At 33.7% G+C, this 26635-nt stretch carries 25 protein-coding genes, 1 pseudogene and 1 other annotated feature; of the genes and pseudogenes, 22 read left to right on the forward strand and 4 right to left on the reverse strand.

The window, feature by feature from the left end:
- Together DW269_RS01130 and DW269_RS01135 are read right to left on the reverse strand one after the other, a co-directional pair.
- Positions 1–322 (reverse strand): hypothetical protein (locus tag DW269_RS01130; protein ID WP_199412120.1); only part of this gene is annotated, 322 nt, incomplete at its 3' end.
- 287 nt (positions 323–609) lie between these two features.
- Positions 610–1431: a PocR ligand-binding domain-containing protein gene (locus DW269_RS01135; protein WP_117458170.1), complete on the reverse strand. Its 822-nt coding sequence runs from the start codon at positions 1429–1431 to the stop codon at positions 610–612.
- Between the two features lie 134 nt (positions 1432–1565).
- Between DW269_RS01135 and DW269_RS01140 the strand changes: the two genes are divergently transcribed.
- From DW269_RS01140 to DW269_RS01150, 3 genes are read left to right on the forward strand one after another with little or no spacing between them, the layout of a single operon-like run.
- Positions 1566–4490, forward strand: coding sequence for a glycoside hydrolase family 2 TIM barrel-domain containing protein (locus DW269_RS01140; RefSeq protein ID WP_117458171.1), 2925 nt, complete (start codon positions 1566–1568; stop codon positions 4488–4490).
- A gap of 3 nt (positions 4491–4493) precedes the next feature.
- Positions 4494–5084 carry a histidine phosphatase family protein gene (locus DW269_RS01145; RefSeq protein WP_117458172.1) on the forward strand — a complete coding sequence of 197 codons (591 nt, stop codon included), beginning with the start codon at positions 4494–4496 and terminating at the stop codon, positions 5082–5084.
- Positions 5085–5126: 42 nt separating this feature from the next.
- On the forward strand, positions 5127–6338 hold the full coding sequence (locus DW269_RS01150; RefSeq protein ID WP_117458173.1) for a MalY/PatB family protein: 1212 nt from the start codon (positions 5127–5129) through the stop codon (positions 6336–6338).
- 180 nt (positions 6339–6518) lie between these two features.
- Here DW269_RS01150 and DW269_RS01155 read toward each other — a convergent pair whose 3' ends face one another.
- Positions 6519–7733 carry an IS110 family transposase gene (locus tag DW269_RS01155; protein ID WP_117458174.1) on the reverse strand — a complete coding sequence of 405 codons (1215 nt, stop codon included), beginning with the start codon at positions 7731–7733 and terminating at the stop codon, positions 6519–6521.
- 471 nt (positions 7734–8204) lie between these two features.
- Complete coding sequence (locus DW269_RS01160; RefSeq protein ID WP_117458175.1) at positions 8205–8993, reverse strand: hypothetical protein; 789 nt, start codon at positions 8991–8993, stop codon at positions 8205–8207.
- A 164-nt stretch (positions 8994–9157) separates the two neighbouring features.
- Between DW269_RS01160 and DW269_RS01165 the strand changes: the two genes are divergently transcribed.
- From DW269_RS01165 to DW269_RS01255, 19 genes and pseudogenes are all read left to right on the forward strand, one after another.
- A complete protein-coding gene (locus DW269_RS01165; RefSeq protein ID WP_117458176.1) occupies positions 9158–10555 on the forward strand; it encodes an alpha-amylase in 1398 nt (465 codons plus the stop codon).
- A 330-nt stretch (positions 10556–10885) separates the two neighbouring features.
- Complete coding sequence (locus tag DW269_RS01170) at positions 10886–11623, forward strand: MurR/RpiR family transcriptional regulator (protein WP_158546275.1); 738 nt, start codon at positions 10886–10888, stop codon at positions 11621–11623.
- Positions 11624–11959: 336 nt separating this feature from the next.
- A complete protein-coding gene (gene lepB / locus DW269_RS01175; protein ID WP_117458178.1) occupies positions 11960–12454 on the forward strand; it encodes a signal peptidase I in 495 nt (164 codons plus the stop codon).
- A 286-nt stretch (positions 12455–12740) separates the two neighbouring features.
- A pseudogene (locus DW269_RS01180) lies at positions 12741–13265 on the forward strand (isopeptide-forming domain-containing fimbrial protein); the annotation flags it as partial.
- A gap of 3 nt (positions 13266–13268) precedes the next feature.
- Positions 13269–13649, forward strand: coding sequence for a SpaA isopeptide-forming pilin-related protein (locus DW269_RS01185; RefSeq protein WP_255413812.1), 381 nt, complete (start codon positions 13269–13271; stop codon positions 13647–13649).
- Between the two features lie 27 nt (positions 13650–13676).
- Complete coding sequence (locus DW269_RS01190) at positions 13677–14480, forward strand: class C sortase (protein WP_117458181.1); 804 nt, start codon at positions 13677–13679, stop codon at positions 14478–14480.
- A 14-nt stretch (positions 14481–14494) separates the two neighbouring features.
- Positions 14495–15202, forward strand: a complete 708-nt coding sequence (locus DW269_RS01195; RefSeq protein ID WP_158546276.1) for a Cna B-type domain-containing protein — start codon at positions 14495–14497, stop codon at positions 15200–15202.
- A 159-nt stretch (positions 15203–15361) separates the two neighbouring features.
- Entirely contained in the window at positions 15362–15841 is a 480-nt protein-coding gene (locus DW269_RS01200) for a hypothetical protein (RefSeq protein WP_117458183.1), read from the forward strand.
- Positions 15842–15952: 111 nt separating this feature from the next.
- Positions 15953–16187: a binding site (T-box leader), on the forward strand.
- A 50-nt stretch (positions 16188–16237) separates the two neighbouring features.
- Complete coding sequence (gene aroF / locus DW269_RS01205) at positions 16238–17254, forward strand: 3-deoxy-7-phosphoheptulonate synthase (protein WP_117458184.1); 1017 nt, start codon at positions 16238–16240, stop codon at positions 17252–17254.
- 1 nt (position 17255) lies between these two features.
- Positions 17256–18314: a 3-dehydroquinate synthase gene (gene aroB / locus DW269_RS01210; RefSeq protein ID WP_117458185.1), complete on the forward strand. Its 1059-nt coding sequence runs from the start codon at positions 17256–17258 to the stop codon at positions 18312–18314.
- Entirely contained in the window at positions 18314–19585 is a 1272-nt protein-coding gene (gene aroA, locus DW269_RS01215) for a 3-phosphoshikimate 1-carboxyvinyltransferase (RefSeq protein WP_117458186.1), read from the forward strand. The genes aroB and aroA overlap by 1 nt, the downstream gene beginning before the upstream one ends.
- Positions 19575–20651: a chorismate synthase gene (gene aroC / locus DW269_RS01220; RefSeq protein WP_117458187.1), complete on the forward strand. Its 1077-nt coding sequence runs from the start codon at positions 19575–19577 to the stop codon at positions 20649–20651. Before aroA ends, aroC begins: the two co-directional genes overlap by 11 nt.
- Positions 20648–21763: a bifunctional chorismate mutase/prephenate dehydratase gene (locus tag DW269_RS01225; RefSeq protein ID WP_117458188.1), complete on the forward strand. Its 1116-nt coding sequence runs from the start codon at positions 20648–20650 to the stop codon at positions 21761–21763. Before aroC ends, DW269_RS01225 begins: the two co-directional genes overlap by 4 nt.
- Positions 21760–22269, forward strand: coding sequence for a shikimate kinase (locus tag DW269_RS01230; RefSeq protein ID WP_117458189.1), 510 nt, complete (start codon positions 21760–21762; stop codon positions 22267–22269). The genes DW269_RS01225 and DW269_RS01230 overlap by 4 nt, the downstream gene beginning before the upstream one ends.
- 73 nt (positions 22270–22342) lie before the next feature.
- Positions 22343–23662: an NCS2 family permease gene (locus DW269_RS01235; RefSeq protein WP_117458190.1), complete on the forward strand. Its 1320-nt coding sequence runs from the start codon at positions 22343–22345 to the stop codon at positions 23660–23662.
- Between the two features lie 82 nt (positions 23663–23744).
- Positions 23745–24434: a hypothetical protein gene (locus tag DW269_RS01240; RefSeq protein ID WP_006504896.1), complete on the forward strand. Its 690-nt coding sequence runs from the start codon at positions 23745–23747 to the stop codon at positions 24432–24434.
- A 119-nt stretch (positions 24435–24553) separates the two neighbouring features.
- Entirely contained in the window at positions 24554–25414 is an 861-nt protein-coding gene (locus DW269_RS01245; RefSeq protein ID WP_199409879.1) for a thymidylate synthase, read from the forward strand.
- Positions 25411–25875, forward strand: coding sequence for a dihydrofolate reductase (locus tag DW269_RS01250; RefSeq protein ID WP_117458192.1), 465 nt, complete (start codon positions 25411–25413; stop codon positions 25873–25875). Before DW269_RS01245 ends, DW269_RS01250 begins: the two co-directional genes overlap by 4 nt.
- Complete coding sequence (locus DW269_RS01255) at positions 25872–26591, forward strand: 1-acyl-sn-glycerol-3-phosphate acyltransferase (RefSeq protein ID WP_117458193.1); 720 nt, start codon at positions 25872–25874, stop codon at positions 26589–26591. Before DW269_RS01250 ends, DW269_RS01255 begins: the two co-directional genes overlap by 4 nt.
- The last annotated feature ends 44 nt before the right edge of the window (positions 26592–26635 follow it).

The raw sequence follows: 26635 nt of genomic DNA on the forward strand, positions 1-26635 counted from the left end.
AGCGTGGAAGTCTGCAGTCCTTAAGTGCATGCTCTCCCTGCTTTGCCTTTTTAAGAAGACCGAAAAATGATTTAAATGAACCATCTACTTCCTTCAGTATCTGCTGTGCCATATTGGAATTAAGCGTTCTATAGTTATCAGATGACTTTAAAAGAGCATAATTCTTCTCATAATTGAGATACTTGCCTTCTGCAAAGTAATGCTGTCTGATGTTATAGATTGCCTGATTAGTAAGATTCTTTGCAATATGACATAATTCCTTGATGGAACGATAGTCTTCCTTGGACAGATGCTTTACCTGCTGCTTGACTGTAAGATACATATATTTAGCCTCCTTTCTGTAGATTTAGGAAAAGAAGTTTCCTATATGTATTATACTATTTCTTACTCCAAATTTCTCTATCAGATGCATTAACGGCATTCATCCCCCAACTATATTCTATATTGAGGTGGGGGGTTTCTGCCTGTTTTTTAGATAAAAAATGATGCTCGAATGAGCATCTTTTTATATCTGTGCTTGAAAAAGGGCGACACATATGAAGTAGTGAATAACCTTTTTGGGTTTGTATATACGAAAAAGAACTGTAACGCTCAAGGTAGTAGTAAATACTATCTATTCATTACAGCCCCTTCGTTTCTGAATTCTAGAGGGGAGCATTGGTACTCCTTTTTGAATACTTTGCAGAAGTAATTAGGGTCTTCAAAGCCACATTGATAAGCAATCTCTTTAACGGTTTGTTTCTTATTTGTTAATAGTTCTGCAGCCTTCTTTAATCGGTAATCTAATAAGAATTTGTGGATAGTTGTATTGTATTTAGATTTAAAATGAGTTAACAATGTTCCTCTGCTGCAGAAGAAATAATCACATAGCTGATCAATCGTAATAGGTTTACTATAATTCGCAATTAAGTACTGTTTTATTTCCTGGGCAAGATGATCATTCTTGGCCTGAATGCGATTGGTGAGAGAAATGTATTTTGCGCAGATATCACATACATGTGCAAAAGCATATATCTGATCTTCATCTAATATAGTAATATTTGTGACAAGTTGTCTTAATTCTTTTTCATTTTCAAAATAGGGCTTAGATTTATTGATGATTTCAGAATAGTTTCTATATGTTCCTATAACCGCTTGTCCCATCATTAGATAACCAGTTAAAGCACCATAAGAATATAAAGGCATAATTGCTTCACTGAGTCCAAAATGACATTGATAGACATAAAGTTCGCCAGTCTCTTTTACATGATTCATCGCATTTATATCACATATAAAACAATGATCAGAAGCTTTGCTCTTCTCTATCTCATGGCAGAATTTGGATTTCTCATGAGGGTAAGCAGCCAGTAGTTTCTGATTAATATCAAAGATGGACATATTTAATCCTGAGACAAGATAGAGCTGTTTGAGTATTTTTTCTAAGTCTTCCATGTAAATCACCTCACAACCATTATATCTCAACAAAGTAAAAAAATACAATATTATACTATATTACCCTATATTGTACTCCATTCCATTTCTATTTGTTCTCATATTTTTATAATTATATTTGGAGGATAAAACATATGGAAATGAACAATGAATGGGTCAAAGACCCAAAGGTATTTAATATCAATCGTGAAAAGGCACATGCCTCAATACATCGCTATGCCTCTCTAGAGGAGATGCATACAAATAAGAGTAGTTATATCTATTCTTTAAATGGTAAATGGAAATTTCATTATGCTAATGGGTTTAATCAATTGATTAAAGATTTTTCTAACAAGGATTACAACAGTGATAACTGGGATGAAATCAATGTTCCTGGACATATTCAGTTACAGGGTTATGGAACACCTATGTATGTCAATCAGATCTATCCTTGGTCTGCCACAGAACAAATTATACCAGGAGAGATTCCAGAACATAATCCAATTGGCAGCTATATTACTTATTTTGATAATTCAGTTATTAAAGATAACACGGATGTTTATATTACTTTTAAAGGTGTAGAATCCGCAATGGCTTTATGGGTTAATGGAATTTTTGTAGGCTATAGTGAAGATACTTTTACACCATCACGCTTTAATATTACTTCTTTAATAGAGGAAGGAAACAACAAGATTGCAGTGAGTGTCTATCGTTTTAGTAGCGGTAGCTGGCTGGAGGACCAGGATTTCTGGCGTTTTTCAGGAATATTTAGGGATGTAGAACTAGAAATGGTACCTCATACACACTTGGAAGATGTAAAGATACTTACACATCTTAATGATACATATGATCATGCAGTCGTAGAAGTGAATCCAACTGTTATTCACCCTACAAAGGTTATTTATACTTTAAAATATAATGATGAAATTATTGCGAGTCAAATAAAAGAGGATAGTACATCACTTCAATTTGAATTAGAGCATCCTCATTTATGGTCTGCAGAAAAACCACACCTTTATACATTGATTATTGAAGTAATGGATGAAGAAGGTTTAGTAGAATGTATAAGCCAGCAGGTCGGTGTGAGAGAATTTAAAATCATAAATGGTATTATGTGTATCAATGGTCAGAGAATCATTTTCCACGGTGTTAATAGACATGAATTTTCTGCTTATACAGGTAGATATGTATCTTATGAAGAAACAAAACAGGATATCTTAAATATGAAGGCACACAATATCAATGCATTGCGTACATCACACTATCCTAATCAATCTTTCGTCTATGATCTATGTGATGAATATGGACTTTATGTCATTGATGAAGTGAACCTAGAAACACATGGTACATGGAGTGAGTACTTTGACAAGGAACATATTATTCCTGATAATAAGCCTGAATGGTTAGATATTATTCTAGATCGTGCAAATTCAATGTATGAAAGAGATAAGAATCATCCTTCTATTATTATATGGTCTTTAGGTAATGAATCTCACGGAGGTAAGAATCTCTATGAAATGTCTCAATTCTTAAGAAACAAAGACCAATCACGTGTCATTCATTATGAAGGTATCTTCCATGATCGTTCTTACAATGAGACAAGTGATATTGAAAGTCAGATGTATACATATGTGAAAGATATAGAAAAGTACTTAACTACACATCAGGACAAACCGTTCATTCTATGTGAATATGCGCACTCAATGGGTAATAGTAATGGTGCTTTATTTAAGTATATTGATTTAGAAAAGAAATATCCTCTTTATCAGGGAGGTTTTATCTGGGATTATATCGATCAGGCATTATATCATGATGGAAAACTCTGTTATGGAGGAGATTTTAAAGAAAGACCAAGTGATTATGATTTCTGTGGCAATGGATTAGTCTTTGCGAATCGTAAGAATACTCCTAAAATGCAGGAAGTAAAGTATTGTTATCAATATGTAGATTTCACAATCAATGAACAGGAAATCAAATTAGATAATAGATACTTATTTACTGATTTGAATGAATACACTTTACAGATTGATTTGTTATGTGACGGCTATGTCATTCAATCACAGAATATTATTGTTGCATGTGCACCACAACACACAACTACAATCAAGAATCCTTTTGTGGTTGAAGATAACAAAGAATATGCATTGAATATTTATCTAAAGAAAGATAATCAAGTGTATGCATATGAACAGTATATTTATAACTATGAACCTCAAACAGCGAAGAAATCTTCTTTACCAGTTAAGGTGGTAGAAGACTATTTAAATGTTGGTGTAGTAGGGAAGGATTTCAATGTCATCTTCTCAAAACAGAAGGGATTAGTGTCTTATCGTTATCATCAAGAAGAATACATTCGTGTGCCTGTAAAACCAAACTTTTTTAGAGCTTCTACAAATAATGATGTGGAAAATAAATATGGCTATCGCTATGGGGAATGGTTAACTGCAAGTTTATATGCTAAATGTCAATTTGTGAGAGTAGTTAAAGAAGAAACATCATGCAAGATTGAATATACATATGATTTACCTCATTTAGGAGATGAACTACTTTATCTTACATATACTGTATATGGTGATGGAAAAGTAGAAGTAGATATGTCTTATCAGCCTCTTGCATCCAATATTGAAATGCCTGCATTCGGCCTATTATTCCAGTTATATAAGGATATGGAGCGTGTCTCATATTATGGATTTGGTCCAGAAGAAAACTATATAGATAGAAATAAAGGGGCAATGCTTGGAAGATATGATTATAATGTCACAGACAACTGTACACCTTATCTCTACCCACAGGAATGTGGCAATAGAACACATGTTAAGGAAGTATTGATTCATGGTGAAAATAAGGTATTATTATTAGAGGGCGATGATTTTGAAATGTCAGCTTTACATTACACACCTTATGAATTAGAAAATGCACGTCATCATGATGAATTATCTGAAGCATATCAGACAGTATTATGTATTAATGAGAAGCAGATGGGTGTTGCAGGAGATGATACATGGGGTGCTAAGACACATGAAGAATTCTTATTAGATAAGAATAAGCATCATCTACACTTTGCATTTAAAGGAGAATAATCAATGAAGTTTATATTTGTAAGACATGGTAAAACACACTTTAATGAAATCAATTTAACACAGGGATGGTGTGATTCACCTTTATCAAAATTAGGCGTTAAACAGGTAGAAAACATGTCTCTGCAATTAAAGGACTATAGTATAAACAAGGCTTATACATCACCACTTGGAAGAGCGGTAGAAACATCAGAGATTATACTTCAAGGTCATAATATTGCGCCTATTTCTGACAAACGTTTAAAAGAAGTGAATTTTGGAATCTTAGAAGGTATTAACACATTATTTGTTAAAGAATTGCATATAGATGCACCTAATTGGATGGATACGCTCGAAATGGATTATCGACCATATGAGGGAGAAGATCTCCATGATGTGATTAATAAACATATAGAATCCATTAATGACATCATTGCATCAAGTAAAGAAGATGATACAGTACTAATTGTTGGACATGGCTGTTCACTTTATGGATTAGTTAAAACACTTATACCTCATGATGAACGTTTAAGATTTCCAGATAATGCGACAGCAATCATAGTGGATTATAAAGAAGGACATTATTCACTCGATACTATTCTAAATGCCGTCTATTAAGTAACATTTCAAGTCATCCTATTATAATGATAAGGAGATAATATGAAGTACGATTTTACGACAGTCATTGATAGAAAAGGAAAAGATGCCATGGCCTTGGATGCAGTAGGATCTCAAAAAGGTCATGTCAAGAAACCTACTTTCCCTAAAGAAGGTTTTAGTATTATTCCAATGTGGGTGGCTGATATGAATTTTGCGACAGCACCAAGTGTGATGGATGCTCTCAATAAACGTATCGCACATCCACTATTTGGTTATTTTTATCCATCTGATGATTATTATGAAGCCATCATGTATTGGCAGAAGACAAGAAATAACATTCATGATTTAAAGAAAGAGTATATTGGTTACGAGAATGGTGTTTTAGGATGTCTAGCAAGTGCCATTCATGCCTTTACAAAGCCGGGAGACAAGATTCTCTTCCATAGTCCTACTTATGTAGGTTTTTCCACAGTGTTAAATGATACAGAACGAGTGGCTGAATTAAGTCCTCTTGTAAAGGATAAAGAGGGTGTGTGGCGCATGGATTATCAGGATATGGACAAGCGTATCAAAGACAATAACATTCGCTTAGCGGTTCTCTGTTCTCCTCATAATCCATGTGGACGTGTATGGGAAAAAGAAGAACTTGAACAGGCGATGAATGTTTTTAAAGAAAATGATGTCATTGTCGTATCAGATGAAATATGGTCAGACATTGTATTTACGGGATATAAGCATATTCCTACTTATAGTATTAGTGAAGATGCTAAAAGACGCACAATCTCTATTTATGCACCGAGTAAGACATTTAACTTAGCAGGACTTATTGGCAGCTATCATATTATTTGTGATGACTATTTAAGAGAACAGCTCAACAAAGTAGCTACTTCAACACATTACAATAGTATGAACGTTTTATCCATGCATGCTTTAATAGGTGCCTATCGTGAAGAATCTATTGAATGGGTGGATGAATTAAATCAGGTACTTGAACAGAATATGAAATATACCTATGACTTTATTAAAAACAATGTAGAAGGTATTGAAGTATCTCAAACACAGGGTACTTATATGGTGTTCCTACATTGTGAAGACTACTGTCTAAAGAATCATCTGACTATTGATGAACTTATTCAAAAAGGATGGGATGTAGGTGTAGACTGGCAAAGTGGTGTTCAGTTCCATGATCCATGGGGTATAAGACTCAACATTGCATTACCACATGAATTATTACAGGAAGCTATGCAAAGATTAAAAGAATACGTATTCTAACGTGAAAAGGACAGCCTCTAAACGGCTGTCCTTTAATAATAGGTAAAAAAATTGGATAATAGAAATCAAGTAAAAATTCAAAAAAATAATCAGTAATTTTTCATGGTTTTTATTGCATGCTGAAAACCACTGAAGAAAAAACGCTTTTTTTCAGGGTGGTTTAGGTGTATAATCTCGTTGTTATTTGTTGTACTGGTATAACTCACCAGTTTTGCACATGCTATAAATTATTCGTACTAATTTACTGGCACATGCAGTCTTGGCAGCTTTCGAACACATCGGGTTTGATTGCTGCTTTTTCTTTATATAGAAATCCTTAATACTATTATCATCTCTCTTAAGCCTTATAGAACACGTTACAGCCAGATATAATAAACACCTTAATCGTTTATTACCCTTTTTAGTAATGTGCATATGATCCCCGTCATTCTGTCCACTTTCACTGATTCTTGGATCCAGTCCGGCAAAGGCTACTAGCTCATTCTTCTTTTTGAATCTTGTCATATCACCTAGTTCTGCAATGATACGTGCAGCTAGGTTATCTCCAATACCTGGAATAGACTTGATTATACTAAAGTCAGGTAGTTCCTGTGCTAGCTTAATCATTTCGCCAATTGTTCTTTCAGCTTCTGCCATATCTTCATTTAATTTTTTGATAAGTCTTTGAAGTATTAATACTTCAATATCATCCTTATCACATCCTGAATAGATGGTTTTAGAATACTCTATTGCCTTGTCAGCCATTGTATCACTCACTGCCTGACGATGACATGTTTTACTTTGAATCACTTTAGATACTGTGTTAATCTTCTTTTTCTGAAGCATTTCTGGATGTGGATATTTTTCAATGACAGCTAAAGCGACAGGACCATACAGATCATCATACAGCGTATCATAGCCTGGAAATACGATATCCAGCTGAGCTCTGAATGCAACCTTATCCTTTCTTATATGAACCAATATATCCTCATAATAGCGTGATAATTCCCTCAGTTCATGATATATCGTTTCTTGTTTATGACTGTTATGAAGACTATGGCTGTAATATGTTTTAGCGATTGATTTAGGATCAAGCTTATCTGTCTTTGGACATCTTAGTGAATCATTCTTTCTTGTTTTGGCTGATAATAGTGGATTGATGATAAACTGCTTAATATCGTTGTCTTCAAGCACTTTCTTAAGGACACGATGGTAAACTCCTGTTGCTTCATAAACAACACATACTTCTGTTTCCAGCTTCTTTTCCATCTCCCTGACAAGATTCACTATCTCATCAAATCCTTCTTTTGTGTGCTTTATTGAACGTGAACCTGTATACTTCACATTCAGATCCTTGAATGCCTGATAATCTGATTTACCCTTAGGGACATCAATGGATACTATTGGACCTTTCATAGATCATTTCTTCTTTCCTTTAATATTTGAAAGCATAACTTCCCGATTTATGACTATCTATTTTCGTCTTATATGCAGGCTCTGTCAATAAATCAAAAGGCCTATTTGGATATAAATTGACTCATGTCATAAAAGGAAGCAGAGAATTTTTTGTTTACGAAATCACAACAGTGTTTCCAAGGGCCGTTCTCTCTGCTTTCTTAAGTCTATTATAATGTATGCCTACAAAATAAAAGACTAGAAGTTAAATTTAAGTAACCTCTAGTCAGTATGTTTATTTAGTGAAGAGAAGAACGATACATTAATAGTCGTAGCTATCAATCGTTGTTTACGAGCTTACCTTATGGATGTCTCAAGTTATAATGATTAACTTCTCTTCAGTGATATGATATCACTTCTAGATAAAATAAAAAACTAGAATTATTACTTGAATAACTTCTAGTTCTATAATACGAAAGGAGATGATCTCCTCTATACATTAATAGGTTTATTTCTTATACATATAATAAGACAGATGACAGCTAATATACAGGCAATAATATGAAATCTCATAAAGCTTACTAAACATATAAGAACCATAAGACTACCACATATCATATAAAGAGTATTCACTCTTCTCAATAATGCGCTCATACCAATAGAAAAACATCCAAGTACACCTGTCAATAGTACAAGATTTAATCCAAACATATAACAAATACTATTTACTGGCAACAAATACATGATTGCATATGCTATTAAAGTAATTACTAGAAATAGTGTAGAAAGTGGTAAATTACTCATTAAAGGATTTAATAAAGCATGATCAAATAGATGTATATGATTTCTTACATCCATCTCTACTAGAACACTAAGTATCGCATTAGATAATACAACGAGTATTGTAATAGTAGTAAGTGTTCCTAAAGAACCAACTAATTCTTTTTCTATCAAATGACGATCATGAATAAATAGTGTCATCACAATAGCTCCAAGTAACCCTTGTATTAAACTTAATATTCCCTGAAATATAGAAATAGAACTATGTGAATGAATACCACATATAGCCATCACAAAAGAACCAGCCATGCCAATAAGAAAACAGAAGGCACTCAACCCAAAAGGTACAATAACCGTATTATATTCAAACAAATGAAACAAATTATACAACATGCCTACAATCTCATCCCCAATAGAAGGCTGTAAATGAATCACACCATGACTATATACTAAATTCACAAATAAGAAGCTAATAGCCAATGCTTCATACTTCTTTTTCATAACACCACTCCCTTATGCACTATTATAGTTCTTTTATATCGTTATACAATTACATATTGAATGTAAGCGGTTCTTATTGTCAATACATTTTGTGTACATTTAGATTATTCCCTTTGTGCACAACGTAAATCAATAGGTTATAATGTATAAAGGGGGGTGATGATATGAAGAAGGGTGTCATGATGCAGGGCTTTGAATGGTATCTTCCATCTAGTCCACATTTGTGGAAAATCTTAAGAATCAATGCCTTTAAGCTTAAAAAAGCAGGTATTACAGCTATCTGGTTTCCTCCTGCTTATAAAGGTGCATATGGAGTCAATGATACAGGATATGGTGTATATGATCATTATGACTTAGGGGAATTTAAAAGCAAGAATACAATACGTACCAAATATGGCACACAGAAGGAATATCTCTGGTGTATTAAGATGTTTCATCTATTTGGAATAGATGTCTATGCAGATATTGTATTGAATCATCTCATGGGTGCCGATGCCATGGAACAAGTCATTGCCTATAAGGTAGATGCTTATCATAGACATAAAGTATCTAAAAGAAAAAGAGTCATTCGTGCCTCTACATACTTCTCATTTCCATCTAGAGATAAATATTCTGACTTTATATATAATTCAAAACATTTCACGAGTGTAGATTATGATGCATCTAAACATCAACATGGTCTTTATCTTTTTAAGGGAAAACACTTCAGTGAGAATGTTGATGATGAATATGAAAATTATGATTATTTAATGGGTGCAGATTTAGACTACAATAATCCTGAAGTAGTCGAAGAAGCTATTCAATGGGGACTTTGGTATAAAGACATTACTCATCTAGATGGCTTTAGATGTGATGCCATTAAGCATATAGACTCATCTTTCTATGAACATTGGATCACTATAATGCGTAAACATTCTAAAAAAGAACTCTTTACTGTAGGAGAATACTGGGGTGATATTAACCATTTATGTCATTATCTAGAATCTACACACTTCTGTATGAGTCTATTTGATGTACCATTACACTATCATTTCTATGATGCCAGTCATTCTAATGGTTATTATGATATGCGAGAACTCTTCAATAATACGTTAGTACAAAGATATGACAAGTATGCTGTCACATTTGTGGATAACCATGATACACAACCAGGACAATCCTTAACTTCATTCATAGAAGATTGGTTTAAACCACAGGCTTATGCCTGCATCTTGCTAAGAGAACAAGGCTATCCATGTATCTTCTATGGTGACTATTATGGAATCCCTCATGATCATATCAATCCCAAAAAAGACATATTAGATTATATGTTGAAGCTAAGAAAACAATATGTAGAAGGAATAAGACATGATTATATAGATGATCCAGATGTGATAGGATGGACTTATGAAACAGGGCTTGCAGTCATACTCACTAATAGTAAAGGTGGCACAAAACGTATGTTTGTAGGTAAGAAGTATAAACATATGACAGATGGAAATCATATTATTGATATTATTGATGGCTATGGTGAATTCATATGTGATGAAGCATCTCTTAATCTGTATATTGCGCAAAAATAGAAATTATTGAATATATTGGTTAATGTTGTATTTACATTTGTTTGAGTATGTGATGAATATACGAGGATAGCTTATTTTAAAATCAAAGAGGTTTTTAGTATTTAGTCGTTTAATTTAATACCGTCGCACTAATAAGCATCCTTATTTGTAGCATACTACTAAATATTTATTGATAGTTTGTATTAATCTTTAATGTACATAGAAAAAATATAAATTTTACTTTTAAATCACGTGTTAGATGTCATTGTTTTGCGATTCGTGAGTTTACTATCAGATTTAAATGATTTCGAATAAATTTAGGTATATAATAATATCATGGAGGGTATAGGGGTGAGTATTTTGGATTTTACATATGCTCAAGTCAGTAGTTTAAATGAGACAGAAGCGCAGGTATACAATTATGTCATGATGAATAGGGATAAAGTCATGGATGAAAGTATTCGTGAATTGGCACATGATACACATGTCTCTACAGCAACAGTTATACGATTTTGTAAGAAGATGGGATGTTCAGGGTTCTTAGAATTAAAATACAAATTAAAAGATCATATCCACACTCAATCAATTAAAGCAAAACAAGATAGTACTAATTTCATGAGTTTTGTAGCTTATACAAATACTAAACAATATCAAGATGGTATTCAAAGAGCTGCAGAAATTATTCAGAGTGCAGATAATTTTTTTGTATTAGGACTTAGACATTGCGCAGAGTTTTCAAAATATATAGCGCGCACATTTTCTCATATTGGATATTACTGCTATGGGTTTGTGGATAATCTTTATCCCGCACAGGATATTCCTGAAGGAGAAACTTCAGTTATCATGATCATCTATGACAAAGCTCTAGAAAATCTGATTTTTGAAGAAATTAGAAAATACAAAACTAAACATTATCAGGTCATCATGCTTTCAAGTGAAAATGTTGGTTCTATGGAACATCTATGTGATGATGTGATTTATGTGGCAGATGGAAAAGTGAAGCATGGGGCGCTTACTTCTGGTGTTCCTATGTTACTAGCAGTTGAGAGAATTGTTGGTATACTTACAAAAGATGAGATTGAAGAATAACCGTTCCTCTAGTAACGGTTATTTTTTTAATTGGACCACCAACACAAATAACAATTAGTGTTACGTATATATGTAACGAGTAACTATTTCAAAGTAAATAGTTACTTTTTTCAATTTTTAGTTATATAAGAGATAAAGCTATTGTTATAATTGGTATGTATTATAAATAAATTCTGTTAGAAGTAAAATACAAGAAAAATATAAGTATAACAAATGTTTCGAGTGAGTGTTACATGTTACATTATGTTTCAAATTAATTGTTTTTAAATTATTTCTATGATATTTTTTTGCATGGTTTTTTCCAAACATTAACAATAACTTAAAAAAGGTGCTTATATGAAGAAGAAAATAACTTTTATTAGTTTAATTATCATTTGTATCATAATGTTTCTGATTACTACTTTCTGTCCAATTTATAAGGTAGAAGGAAACTCTATGAGCCCTACATTAAAGAATAATGATTATGTATGTATTAAAAAAACAAAATCTTTTAAACAGGGAGACTTAATCGCTTTTGAATACAACAATAAGCTTCTTGTAAGAAGAGTTATCGCCCTAAGTAATGATGAGGTCAATATTGATACAAATGGCTATGTATTTGTGAATGATAAGAAACTAGAAGAAGACTATCTATCAAGTAGAAAAGACAATCCATTACGTGATGAAGTCTTTCCTTATATCGTGCCTAATGGAAAAGTCTTTGTACTTGGAGACAATAGAAGGCAATCTATAGATTCTAGAATGCGAGATTTAGGATGTATTGATCAAAAACAAATTATTGGAAAAGTTGTCATGAGGGTTTATCCGATTACACGCTTTTCTATTTATTAAATAAAGGAGAGAATATGACAGATTTTAATATTTTAAATAAGCCTGGCAGAAAGAAGTAAATGGTAAAAACTATAAGATTAACAATTTGACACCAGGCTATTATTTAGTAAAGGATAAAGATGGTTCAGTATCTGGACAGGATTCTTATACTAAGTTTATTTGAGAAGTTGTAGGTAATGATGTATCTGCAAAAGTAAAATCAAGTGTTCCTACTTCAGAAAAGAAAGTAAAGGATACAAATGATACTGAAGGTACAAAAACATGATGGCAGGATTCTGCAGACTATGATATTGGTGATCAGGTATCATTCCAGTTAACTGGTACTGTAGCTCAGGATTATAATGATTACAAAAGTGTTTATCAGTTAGTGTTCCATGATACTTTATCTAATGGCTTGACGCTTGACAGAGATTCATTTAAAGTTTATAAAAATGATAGCAACGAAGTACTTGAATCAAATCAATATGAAGTGAATATCACAGATGACAAGCACTTCACTGTAACTATTAAGGATGTAAAAGTTTTAGGTGATGATGTATCAAAAGTAAGAGTTGAATATACTGCAACATTAAATGAAAATGCAGTCATTGGTTCTGCAGGTAATCCAAATACAATGTATATGGAATTCTCTAACAACCCAAATAGTACTCAGGGTGGATCTAAAGGTCAGACACCAGTAGATAAAGTAATCGTATTTACTTATAAGACAGTAATTAATAAGATAAATTCTGAGAAAAAGCCTTTAATAGGTGCAGTCTTCAAATTAGAAAAAGTATTTAAAAATGGCTCAAAGAAATTAGTAAAAGAATAAAAAATTACAGATGAAGAAGATCGTGACAAAACAGCTTTTGAATTTACAGCATTAGATCATGGTGTATATATTCTTACAGAAACAGTTGCTCCAGATGGATATAACACAATGCATCCAATAAAATTCTCTATTGCTACATCTCATGATATAGCTTCTGCTGTTCCAAAGTTAACTTATTTAAATGGTGATCTAGTTGATGGTCAAATTATATTTACTGCCGACAAAGATGAAGGGTCATTAACTGCAAATGTAGTAAACTACAAAGGTTCTGAACTTCCAAATACTGGCGGTATGGGTACTACAATTCTATATGCTGCTGGTATAATCTTAATTCTTGCAGCAGGGGCATTCTTAGTAATGCAGAAAAAAGCTGAAAATAAATAATTTAAAATAGAAAGGAGATATTCTATAATGAAAAAGAAGATAATTAATCTATTTATCGGAATACTTTTTATTGCAGGACTCTCCTTGCTTATTTATCCAAGCTTTAGTAATTATTGGAACCAAAGACATCAGACTAGGGCTATAGCTGGATATGAAGAAAAGGTCGAAGACCTGACTGAAAAACAGTATGAAAAGCTCTGGAATGATGCTACTTTATACAACAAAAATCTAAGACATACAATGTATGCCTTAAATGATGACGAGAAAAAAATATATAATGAGACTCTAGATGTTACTTCGACTGGTATGATGGGTTATGTAGAAATCACTAAGATCAACGTGTCACTTCCTATTTATCATGGAACAGATGCTGAAATCTTACAGATTGCGATAGGACATATCCCAGGTACATCCTTACCAGTAGGAGGAGAAAGTACTCATTGTGTTATATCTGGACATAGAGGATTACCAAGTGCACAGCTTTTCACTGATATTGATCAGTTAAAGATAGGTGATACATTCATGCTTCAGATATTGGATCAAACTCTTTATTATGAGGTTGATCAAATAAAAACTGTTCTTCCTACAGAAAAAGATGATTTGAAGATTGTAGAAGGACAGGATTATTGTACGCTTATGACTTGTACACCTTATGGTGTTAATACCCATAGACTACTTGTCAGAGGGCATCGTATCAATAAGACAAATCTAAGAATTAGAAGAGATCTAGTAAAAACAGATCCAGTTATTCTAGATATATTCTGGATTGCTCTCGCAATTATTATTGCATTTATCTGGTATCTCACATCAAAGAAACATAAAGAAAGGTGATGACAGCAATTATTATGGATAAAAGCTTAAAGAAAATTATATTATGTTTTACAGTTATATTATCAGTTGCTGTATTCAATTTATTCCAGGTAACTGCTGTTGATGTGAACAAGAATTGTTCACTTACACTTAATGAATGTTTATCAGGACTAAATGTTCATTTATATCGTGTCGCAAGTGTTTCTAAAGATGGCAGTTATGAATATACCGATGAATTTAAAGATGCAGGAAATACTTCTATTGATTTAAATAAGCTAGAAACAAGTGAAGAATTAAAAAATGCAGCTATGACTTTAAAAGGATATGCTGCAAACAAAGAAGGTGTGACTAAGACAACAGCTTCTTCTACTTTAACTTATTCAAACTTAAATACAGGTCTTTATTTGGTCGTGGCAGATAATTTAGTAATAGATGGTAAGACATATACTTATTTACCCTATCTTATTTCTTTGCCACAAGGTACTAAGTATGATGTATCTATTAATTTTGTGAAATATTCAGAAGCTCATTCTCATGAATATAAAATGATTAAACAGTGGAAAGACAATGGCTCAACTCATCCTAACTCAATAGAAGTAGAACTTTATGATGGAAATACGTTTGTTAAGACAATCACTTTAGATGCGGCTCATAACTATGCTTATTCATGGAAAACTGAACAAGTAATGAACTACAGTATTAAAGAAAGAATGTCAAAGGGTATAAGGGTATTGTATCAGTAAGTAGTAATGATGCAAAAACAGAATATGTTATTACTAATACAAGTACATCTAGTACTGGTTCTCATGTAAAAACAGGGGATACTACAAGAATCAATCACTGGGTCACATTAATGGCTTTATCAGGATTATTTTTACTTATAGTAGGAACTCTATTTAGGTATGAAAAAGATTAGTCAATTATTAATGACACTAGGATGTATCTGCATCCTAGTGTCTTGTGCTTTATTTGGTTATTCGCTCTATCGACAGAATAAAGAAATAAAGGATATACAAATACTATATAATCAAACAAAACAATTAATCCCCGATTCATATGTTTCATCTGAAGGTGCTTATTTAGATATAGATGGACATGATATATATGCGATACTTCAAGTCAATGATATCAAGTGGGTTATAAGTCATGAAGAAAGCCTTCCACATTATAAGAATAAGAATATAATCATTCCAGAATCATTATTGAAACAGGTGCAGTCATTAAAGAATAGGGATATACTTACTATTCATGCTGTATCTGGTGAAACAATAAAATATCAAGTAGAAGTCATTGGTAAAGTAGATCAACTCTCAAAAAGTATGCCTGCCTTGTATTGTAAGAATGGTTCTAGTTATTATTGTATCAATCTAATTAAAGTGTAATATTTAGATAATACATAAATATTATATGAAAGTATAAGAAAAATAGAAAAAGCAGTTGACATGAGTGTGATTATTCAGTATGATGAGTTCACAAATTAAGAACTACTAAGTATAAATACAGTGAAAAGAAATAGTAGATATCTCAAAGAAGCATAGAGAATCCTTGGTTGGTGTAAAAGGATGTTTGAGGGATATTGAATTCATCTTGGAGTAGAGCGTTGAATGAATTAGGCGTTTCCGGTCACAACCGTTATATTGTCAGAGTATGATAGTACTCGTTGAGATATATCTAGTGATAGATATATAAAATAAGGTGGTAACACGAAGATACACTCTCGTCCTTATAGGATGAGAGTCTTTTATTTATACAGGTAGAAGATAAGAGGAGAAAAGATTATGATTATTGTATTCAAACCAAAAACGAGTGAAGAAGATGTAAAGAAGATCCAGGCTAAGGTAGAAGAAAAAGGATTAGAAACTCATTTAGTTGTAGGTCATGATGTGACTATCTGTGGTGTAATTGGTGATACTACTAAAGTAGATCCTAGAGATATTGAAGTTTCACCTTCTGTAGAAAAAGTAATGAGAGTTGAACAGCCTTATAAATTAGCTAACCGTGCATTCCATCCTGAAGATACTATTGTGGATGTAGATGGTGTTAAAGTAGGTGGAGGCCATATGGCTCTTATTGCTGGTCCTTGTTCTGTAGAATCAGAAGAACAGGTTATTGAGATTGCCAAGGAAGTAAAAGCAGCTGGTGCTAATATGCTTAGAGGTGGTGCATTCAAGCCTAGAACATCTCCATATGCATTCCAGGGATTAGGTTCTACTGGTCTAGATTACTTAGTAGCTGCTAAGAAGGAAACAGGTTTACCAATCGTATCAGAACTTATGAGTGCTGATGATATTGATGAATTCAATGAAAAGGTAGACTTAGTTCAGATTGGTGCTAGAAACATGCAGAACTTCACTTTACTTAAGGAAGTAGGTGCAAGAGTTAAGAAGCCTATCCTATTAAAGAGAGGATTAAGCGCAACATATCAGGAATGGATCATGAGTGCAGAATATATCATGGCAAGTGGTAATGAGAATGTCATCCTATGTGAAAGAGGTGTAAGAACATTCGAAACATATACAAGAAACACTCTAGACTTACAGGCTATTCCAGTACTTAGAAAAATGACTCATCTACCTGTAATCATTGACCCATCACATGCTGGTGGTAAATGGTGGTTAGTAGAACCAATGGCTAAGGCAAGTGTGGCAGCAGGATGTGATGGATTACTTATTGAAGTACATAATGATCCAGAACATGCATTATGTGATGGGGCTCAGTCATTAAAGCCTAAAAAATATACAAAACTTATTGAAGAATTAAGAGAAATCGGCAAGGTTGTTGGAAAGGAAATCTAAAATGAAATTAAATGTGAACTTAGGAAAAGACAGTTATCCTATATATATTGAACAAGGTATCTTAAATAAAACAAAAGAACTAATTTCCCAGGTCTTCACAGGTGCGAAAATCGTTATTGTCTCTGATGATAACGTTTTTCCACTTTATGGAGAACAGTTAGTCAATCAGTTAAAAGATACTTATGAAGTCTCTACAGTAGTCATTCCTCATGGAGAACCATCTAAGAGATTTGATATTCTTCCTTCTATCTATTCACAATTACTAGAAGCTAAGATTACAAGAACTGATTTACTTATTGCGCTAGGTGGAGGTGTTATTGGTGATTTAGCTGGATTTGTGGCAAGTACTTATATGCGTGGTATTAAGTTTGTACAGATTCCTACTTCATTATTATCACAGGTTGACTCTTCAGTAGGTGGTAAAGTGGCTGTAGATTTACCTGAAGGAAAGAACTTAGTCGGTGCTTTTAAACATCCATTACTTGTTCTTATTGATCCACTCACTCTTAAAACATTGGATCCTCATTTCATTACAGATGGTATGGGAGAAGTCATTAAATATGGCTGTATCAAGGATAAAGCTTTATTTGATCAATTAGCTTGTTATAGAGACTTTGATGATCTTTATAAAGACATTGATGAAATTATCTATAAATGTGTAGATATCAAAAGAGATGTTGTAGAAAAGGACTTATATGACTTTGGTGATCGTTTATGCTTGAACTTTGGTCATACTATTGGACACTCAATCGAGCAATATTTCCATTATGAAAAATATTCTCATGGTGAAGCAGTAGGAATCGGTATGGTAGCTATCACACGTATTGCAGAACTTAAAGGTTTATGTGAACAAGGCACTACTAAACGTATAGAAGAAGCCTTAAGTCACTATAACCTTCCTACTCATGCCAATGTCCCTACAAAAGAACTACTTAAAGCGATTGATCTAGATAAGAAAAACATCAATTCAACACTATCTTTTGTTTTACTTAAAACAATAGGAGAGTATTATGTACATAAGGATCAAAAAGAGATGATTCTGGAAGTAGAGGACATATAATGACAAAAATCACTATTACACCAAAAACACTTCAAGGAACAATTGCGGTTCCCCCTTCTAAATCATTAGCCCATCGTGCTATTATCTGTGCAGCCCTCGCACCAGGTATGAGTCGTATTAGCGGTATTGATTACTCAGAAGACATTGAAGCTACAATAGAAGGTATGAAAGCCTTAGGTGCTATTATTAAGCAGGAAGGCGATACTTTAATTATTGATGGTTCTATTACTTTAGGACTAGGAAGAGTAGAAATAGATGCCCATGAATCAGGTTCTACATTACGTTTCTTAATGCCTTTATCATTAGTTAACTTTTCTCGTGTACATTTTGTAGGTAAAGGAAAACTTGGACAAAGACCACTTGATGTATACTATGATATCTTTGATAAACAAAAGATTGCATACCTTAGAAAAGACTCAGAACGTTTAGATGTTATTCTAGATGGTCAGCTTCATTCAGATATATTTGAAGTACCAGGTAATGTTTCTTCACAATTTATCAGTGGTTTATTATTCACTTTACCTTTATTAAAGGGCGATTCTTTAATTAAAATTACTACACCATTAGAATCTAAAGGCTATATTGACTTAACACTTGATATGTTAGAAAAGTTTGGTATTGAGATTATTAATCATGATTATCAGGCATTCCAGATCCGTGGTAATCAGAACTATAAGCCATGTGATTATAATGTAGAAGCAGACTTCTCACAGGCTGCTTTCTATCTAGTTGCTGATTTACTAGGAAGTGATATTACACTTACTAATCTTAATATGCACTCATCACAAGGTGATAGAGCTATTTTAGATATTATGGAACAGATGGGTGGAGAAATTGTAGAAACAAGTGCGGGTATTAAAGTAGTCTGCGACAAAATCAAACCTGCCACTATTGATGCTTCACAATGTCCAGATTTGATGCCTGTTGTATCAGTGGCTTGTGGTCTTGCGGAAGGGACATCACACATCATCAATGCATCACGTTTACGTATTAAAGAATGTGATCGTTTGACTGCTTCTGTAGAACTATTAAAAGCTGCCGGTATTGATGCAGTTGAAGAAGAAGACAGTATGACTATTACTGGATCGACTTCTTATAACAAAGCAGAAGTAACAAGTTCTAATGATCATCGTATGTGTATGGCTGAAGCTATTTTATCTACACGTGCCAATGGTCCAATTACTATTGATGATAAGGATTGTGTTAAGAAGAGCTATCCAGGTTTCTTTGAAGACTTCACATCTCTAGGTGGTGAATATCATGAGTGCTAATTGGGGACATCATATCGAATTATCTTTATTTGGTGAAAGCCATGGGAAGGCTATTGGAATCACAATAGGTAATCTTCCTGCTGGTATTAAGCTAGATATGGATGCCATCAATAAGGATATGCAAAGACGTGCTCCAGGTAAAAACCTAATGAGTACACAAAGAAAAGAAGCAGACGAAGTAGAAATACTCAGTGGTGTATTAGATGGTTATACAACAGGTGCACCACTATGTGGAATTATTAAAAATACATCCCAGCATTCTAAAGACTATTCTTATTTAAAGGATAATATGCGTCCAGGACATTCAGATTATCCTGCTTATATTAAATATAAAGGCTTTAATGATGTGAGAGGAGGAGGACACTTTTCTGGAAGACTTACAGCACCAATCGTTTTTGCAGGTGCTATCGCCAAACAAATCTTAAAAGAAAAAGGTATTCATGTCGGCGCACATATTCTATCTATTAAAGATGTGAAGGATACGCATTATCCACTAGATATTACTCCATCTTACTTAGAAGAACTCAACCAGAAAGACTATCCTGTTATTCATGATGATGTCTATGCTTTAATGCAGGAAACAATCGAAGAAGCTAGAAAAGAAGGCAATAGTGTAGGTGGAAAGATTGAATGTGCTGTCACTGGGCTACCAGCAGGAGTTGGAAATCCATTCTTTGATAGTATTGAAGCCCATTTATCACCATTACTCTTTAGTATTCCTGCAGTTAAGTCAGTTTCATTTGGTGATCTAGATGATATCACTTTACTTAAAGGATCAGAAGCGAATGATGCCTACTATTATGAAGGAGAAGAAGTGAAAACTTCTACAAACCATAATGGTGGTATTACAGGTGGTATTTCTAATGGTATGCCATTACTTTTTACAGTAGGTATTAAACCAACCCCATCTATTTCTTTAAAACAGAATACAATCAATGTGAAAACACATGAAAATACAGAATTAGAAATCGTAGGAAGACATGACCCATGTATCATTCCTCGTGCGATTGTCGTTGTAGAAGCTATGGCGGCACTAGGTGTATTAGATATGCTGGAGGAACTATGAAAGATTTAAAAACATGTCGAGAAGAAATAGATGCAATCGATAAGGAAATCATTGCTTTATTTGAAAAACGTATGCATGTAGCTAAGGATGTTATTACATATAAATTAGCGCATGATATGCAGATCTTCCAGAAAGATAGAGAAAAAGAAGTTATCCAGAAGAATGTAGATCGTTTAGAAGATAAATCTCTAGAATCTTACGCAAAAACATTTGTCCAGGATACAATGAATCTTTCTAAAAGCTATCAGTCTACTTTTATTCCTTTAAAGAAATATGAAGCAACTGAAATTAAAGAAAACTTTAAAGTAGGTTACCAAGGTGTTCCAGGATCTTTTTCTAATCAGGCTATGAAAAGCTGGTTTGGAGACATTGAAGGCATCAACTACCCTCATTTTGAAGATGTCTATCAGGCATTAGAAAAAGGTGAAATAGACTATGGTGTACTCCCTTTAGAAAACTCTTCTACAGGTGCCATTAATGATAACTATGACTTACTGACTCAATATGGCTTTTATATTGTAGGTGAGCAATCTATCACAATAGATCAGAATCTACTTGGTATCAAAGGAGCCACTCTAGAAGATATCAAAGATGTCTATAGTCATATACAAGGCTTAAAACAAACATCTGAATTCTTAAATGCACATCATATTGAAGGTCATGAGTATCTCAATACAGCTGCAGCTGCTAAGTATATCAGTGAAGCACAGGATAGACATATCGGTGCCATTGCCTCTAGTGAAGCAGCTAAACTCTATAATCTTGATATTATTGCCAAGGCAATACAAAATGATCAAAGCAATCATACACGCTTTATCATTATCGCAAGACAATATGAAATCAGACCATCTGCCAATCGTATCAGCATGGTCTTCACAGTCAATCATGAAGTCGGTGCTCTTTATGAAGTCATGAGAGTCGTTAAAGAACACAACATCAACATGGCTCGCATTGAATCAAGACCACTCCCATTATCTCCATGGGAATACTATTTCTATTTAGATGTAGATGGTAACTTGAATCAAGATCATGTTCAGCGTGCTTTACAGGAAATCAAAACATATACCAATACATTCAGAATGATTGGTAACTATGAAAGGAAGGAATCATGAAAAATATCGTTTTAATTGGAATTATGGGAAGTGGTAAAACAACGTTTGGAAAAATTCTTTCACAAAAAACAGGTCATGAAATGATTGACCTTGATGATTATCTTGTGAATCGCTTTAATATGTCCATTCCTGATATGTTTCAAATTTCTGAAGACTACTTCAGAAACAATGAAACAATATGTTGTCAGGAAGTATCAGAACTTGAAGGTAAAATCATCTCTACTGGTGGTGGAGTGATTAAAAGACCTGAAAATATTGGATATTTAAAGAAGAATGGTGTTGTTTTCTATATTGACCGTCCAATTGAAGATATTGTGAAGGATGTCAATCCAAGTGGCAGACCTCTATTAAAGGATGGCCCAGATAAACTCTATGCCTTAGATAAAGAACGTAGAGATAAATATATGTCCTCATGTGACTATCATATTATAAATGATGGTTCACTTGAAAAAGTCATAGATACCATTCTAGATATCATGAAGAAATACGATAAATCCCCATTATAAGGGGATTTTTTTTATATTTGCATAAAATGTAATTATGTACTATAATGGGGCTTTGTTTTGAGAGGAGAAAACAATGGAAAAATTATTTCACTTAAAAGAACATGGGACAAATGTTAAGACTGAAATACTAGCTGGTATTACAACTTTCTTAGCAATGGCCTATATTCTTGCAGTCAACCCTGCCATTCTAGGACAGGCACACATGAGTCATCAGGGTGTTTTTTTAGCAACTGCAATCTCTGCAGGTGCCGCAAGCATCTTTATGGGATTAATGGCAAACTACCCTGTTTCTCTTGCGCCAGGAATGGGGGTTAATGCATTATTCACTTATACAATTGTAGGACAGATGGGATTATCACCTGAAGGCGCACTTGCCTGTGTATTCGTGTCAGGTATCATCTTTGTCATCATTACAGTGACAAACATCCGTCGTATGATTATTAATGCGATTCCTGCACAGTTAAAACTTGCGATTGGTGCAGGTATTGGTTTCTTTGTCGCATTCGTAGGTTTAAAGAATGCAGGTATCGTAGTGGCAAGTGAATCTACATTTGTATCACTAGGAAACTTTAAGAATCCAACAGTATTACTTGCTTTATTTGGTATCATCATCACATTAGTATTATTAGTAAAGAATAAGCCTGCAGCCGTATTTTATGGCTTAATCATTACTGCAGTAGTGGGTGTTGTATTTGGTTCATTCTTTGGACTAAAAGGAATGCCACAGTTACCAACTAAACTTGTATCAGTGAACTTTGATTTCAGTTTAGTAGGTGCTTTTGCAAGAGGGTTCAACGAAATGTTCACTCATCCACAGTGTATCGTTGCAATTTTCTCATTATTATTCGTAGATTTCTTTGATACAGCCGGTACATTAGTAGCTGTTGCATCTAAAGCTGATCTTATTGATGAAAATGGTGAATTAGTGAATGTTGAACGTGCATTACTTGCAGATGCAGTAGGTACTGTATTTGGTTCAATGATCGGTACTTCTACAGTGACATCTTTCGTAGAATCTACTTCAGGTGTAGGCGTAGGTGGACGTACTGGTTTAACTGCATGTACAACAGGTATCTGTTTCTTATTAACAGTATTCTTCTATCCAGTATTATCTATGATTACTGATGCAGTCACTGCCCCAGCTTTAGTTATCGTTGGTATCTTAATGGCGTCACAGTTAAAGGATATCAAGTGGGATAACTTGATCTTTGCGGCAAGTGGTTTTGTGACTATCATCTTTATGATTCTTGGATATTCAATCAGTAATGGTATCGCATTAGGATTCATCGTTTATGTCATCAGCATGATTGCGACAGGTCAGGCTAAAGATATCAATAAGATGGTTTGGGTACTATTCTTATTATTTATCGCTTATTTCGCATTCTTAATCTAAAACCAGCATTGCTGGTTTTTTTCTTTTGTTCATATACTGTTTTTATAACTTGAGTATAATAATACTCAAAGGAGTGAGATGTATGAATGATTTAATGAAAACCCCTAAAATGACCCCAAGAATCCAATCTACATTAAAACATACTGTAGAAGTGCCAGAAGTGATGTACAAAGCCAGTGGTATTAATGTGAATGGTAGACGTATAAAAAGCTTACTATTTAGTACGGATGTCGCACTCATTGCGAATAATAACGCGGATGCCATTCTCTCTGTTTATCCTTTTACGCCTACTATTCAGATCACCAATGCGATTATTGGTGTCGCAAGACAACCAGTCTTTGTAGGAGTAGGTGGAGGAACTACTAATGGTGCAAGAGTATTCAAGATTGCCTTAGATGCAGAATTACATGGTGCAGCAGCTGTTGTACTCAATGCTCCCGTACATACAGAAATGATCAGAGAATTATCACGTTTAGTTGATATTCCTATTGTCCTCACTGTAGTATCACTAGATGAAGACTTAGAAGAACGTATGTTACATAGTGGTGCTAAAATCATTAATGTATCTGGTGGAAAACAAACAGTAGAAATCGTTAAGGCACTACGCGCTATTGATAAGGATTTCCCAATTATTGCGACAGGTGGACCAACAGAAGACACAATTAAAGAAGTCATTGAAGCAGGTGCGAACGCAGTGACATTTACCCCTCCTACAAGTGCTGAAATATTCAAGGGTATGATGGAAAACTACCGTGAACAGATGAAGAAGTAGAAATACTTCTTCTTTTTTATACAAAGAAGAAGTATTTGTATATCCCATTTATGATTATTTGTGTTATCATGAGGTCAAATGCATAAAAGGAGGAATAAAATTTGAAACAATATCTAGATATGTGTCGCTATATCCTAGAACATGGTGAAGACCGTCCTGACCGCACAGGGACTGGTACATGTTCTGTATTTGGATATCAGACACGCTATGATTTACGTGAAGGATTTCCTCTTCTTACTACTAAGAAGATGTATTTACGTCCTATTGCGGAAGAACTATTATGGTTTATCAAAGGTGATACAAATATTAAATATCTTGTAGACCGTAATGTGAAAATATGGAATGAATGGCCTTATGAAGACTTTAAGAAGAGTGAAGACTTCAATGGTGAAACATTAGAAGAATTCGTAGAAAAGATCAAAAATGATGATGAATTTGCGAAGACACATGGTAATTTAGGTCCAGTTTATGGTGCACAGTGGCGTAACTTCAATAATGAAGGCACTGACCAGTTAATGAAGCTTATTGATTCTTTAAAGAATAACCCATTCTCTAGAAGACATATTATTTCTGCATGGAATCCTAGTCAGGTAGATGAGATGGCTTTACCACCATGTCATACACTTATGCAGTTTTATGTATCTAGTGATAAGAAATATTTAAGCTGTCAGTTATACCAGAGAAGTGCTGATACATTCTTGGGTGTTCCATTTAATATTGCATCATATGCCTTACTTACATGTATGCTTGCACAAGTATGTGGTTATGAACCAAAAGAATTCATTCATACTATTGGTGATGCGCATATTTATAAGGATCACTTTGATGTAGTCAAGACACAGATTGAAAGAGAACCACTTCCTCTTCCTCATCTTGTATTAAATAAAGACATTGATAATCTATTTGATTTCAAGATTGAAGATATCAAGCTAGAAGGTTATCAGTCTCATGGTCCATTGAAAGGTAAGGTCAGTGTATGATTACTATTATTGTCGCAGCTGATCAAAATAATCTCATTGGGAAAAAGGGAACAGACAATGGGATGCCATGGCACAATAGTGAAGACTTTAAACACTTTAGAAGTACAACGCTCAATCATACATTATTAATGGGGAAAACAACTTACCAGGCAATAGGTAAACCATTACCTAAACGTCATACTATTGTCCTTTCTCATAATTTTGAAGATGATAGAGTAGAAGTGGTAGATGATTTAGTAGGCACTATTAAAGCTTTTAAAGAACGTGGTGAAGACCTCTTTATTTCTGGTGGTGCTTCTGTATATAAACAGGCGCTTCCATATTGTGATCAAATTCTTTTATCACGTATTCCTGGTGATTATACAGGAGAAACATATTTCCCTGACTTTTCTGAATATAACTATCGTCTCGTAGAAGAAAAGCCATTTGAGACATTTACACTAGAAATCTATCAAAAATGAAAAGACTTATATTAATTGTGCTTCGTTTCTTCTTTGAATTACCAGTACTGATTTTCCAGTTAAAACATATCAAGAAGCATAAGGATACGATTCCTTTTGATGAACGAATTGACTGGACAAGAAGACTTTTAAAGAAAGCAACTAAAAGAGCACGTGTTAATCTAACTATTACAGGTACAGAATATCTTCCTGAAACAGATGGTTTCTTTGTAGCTCCAAACCATCAGGGATTATTTGATATCCTTGCATTATTTGACAGTATTGAACGCCCTTTCAAGATTGTCTTTAAAAAAGAACTATTAGATGTTATCTTTTTAAGAGATGTGGCTGAATTCATGGAATATCCTGCCATTGATCGTACAAACTTAAGAGCCTCTATGAAGCTTATGAGACAGGTTAAAAAGGAAATGTCTGAAGGGATTCCTTATGTCATCTTCCCTGAAGGGACACGTTCTAAAAAGGGAAATGAATTATTAGAATTCAAGGGTGGTTCATTTAAACCAGCTATGGATGCACAGGTGCCAATTATTCCATGTGTCATGCATAACTGTTTTAAAGTATTAGACAGTAACTCTATTAAGAGAGTTGATTGTGGTATTCATTATCTATCACCAATTCCTTATGAAGAATATAAGGATATGAACAGCGTAGAAGTAGCTAATCTTGTACAATCAAGAATACAGACTAAAATGGATGAACTCGAAGAACGTGCTTAGGCATGTTCTTTTTTTTATGAAACTATAAATAGAAGGGATAATTT

Source organism: Catenibacterium sp. AM22-6LB (assembly GCF_003435615.1).
In the GTDB taxonomy this organism is placed as follows: Bacteria; Bacillota_I; Bacilli_A; order Erysipelotrichales; family Coprobacillaceae; genus Catenibacterium; species Catenibacterium mitsuoka_A.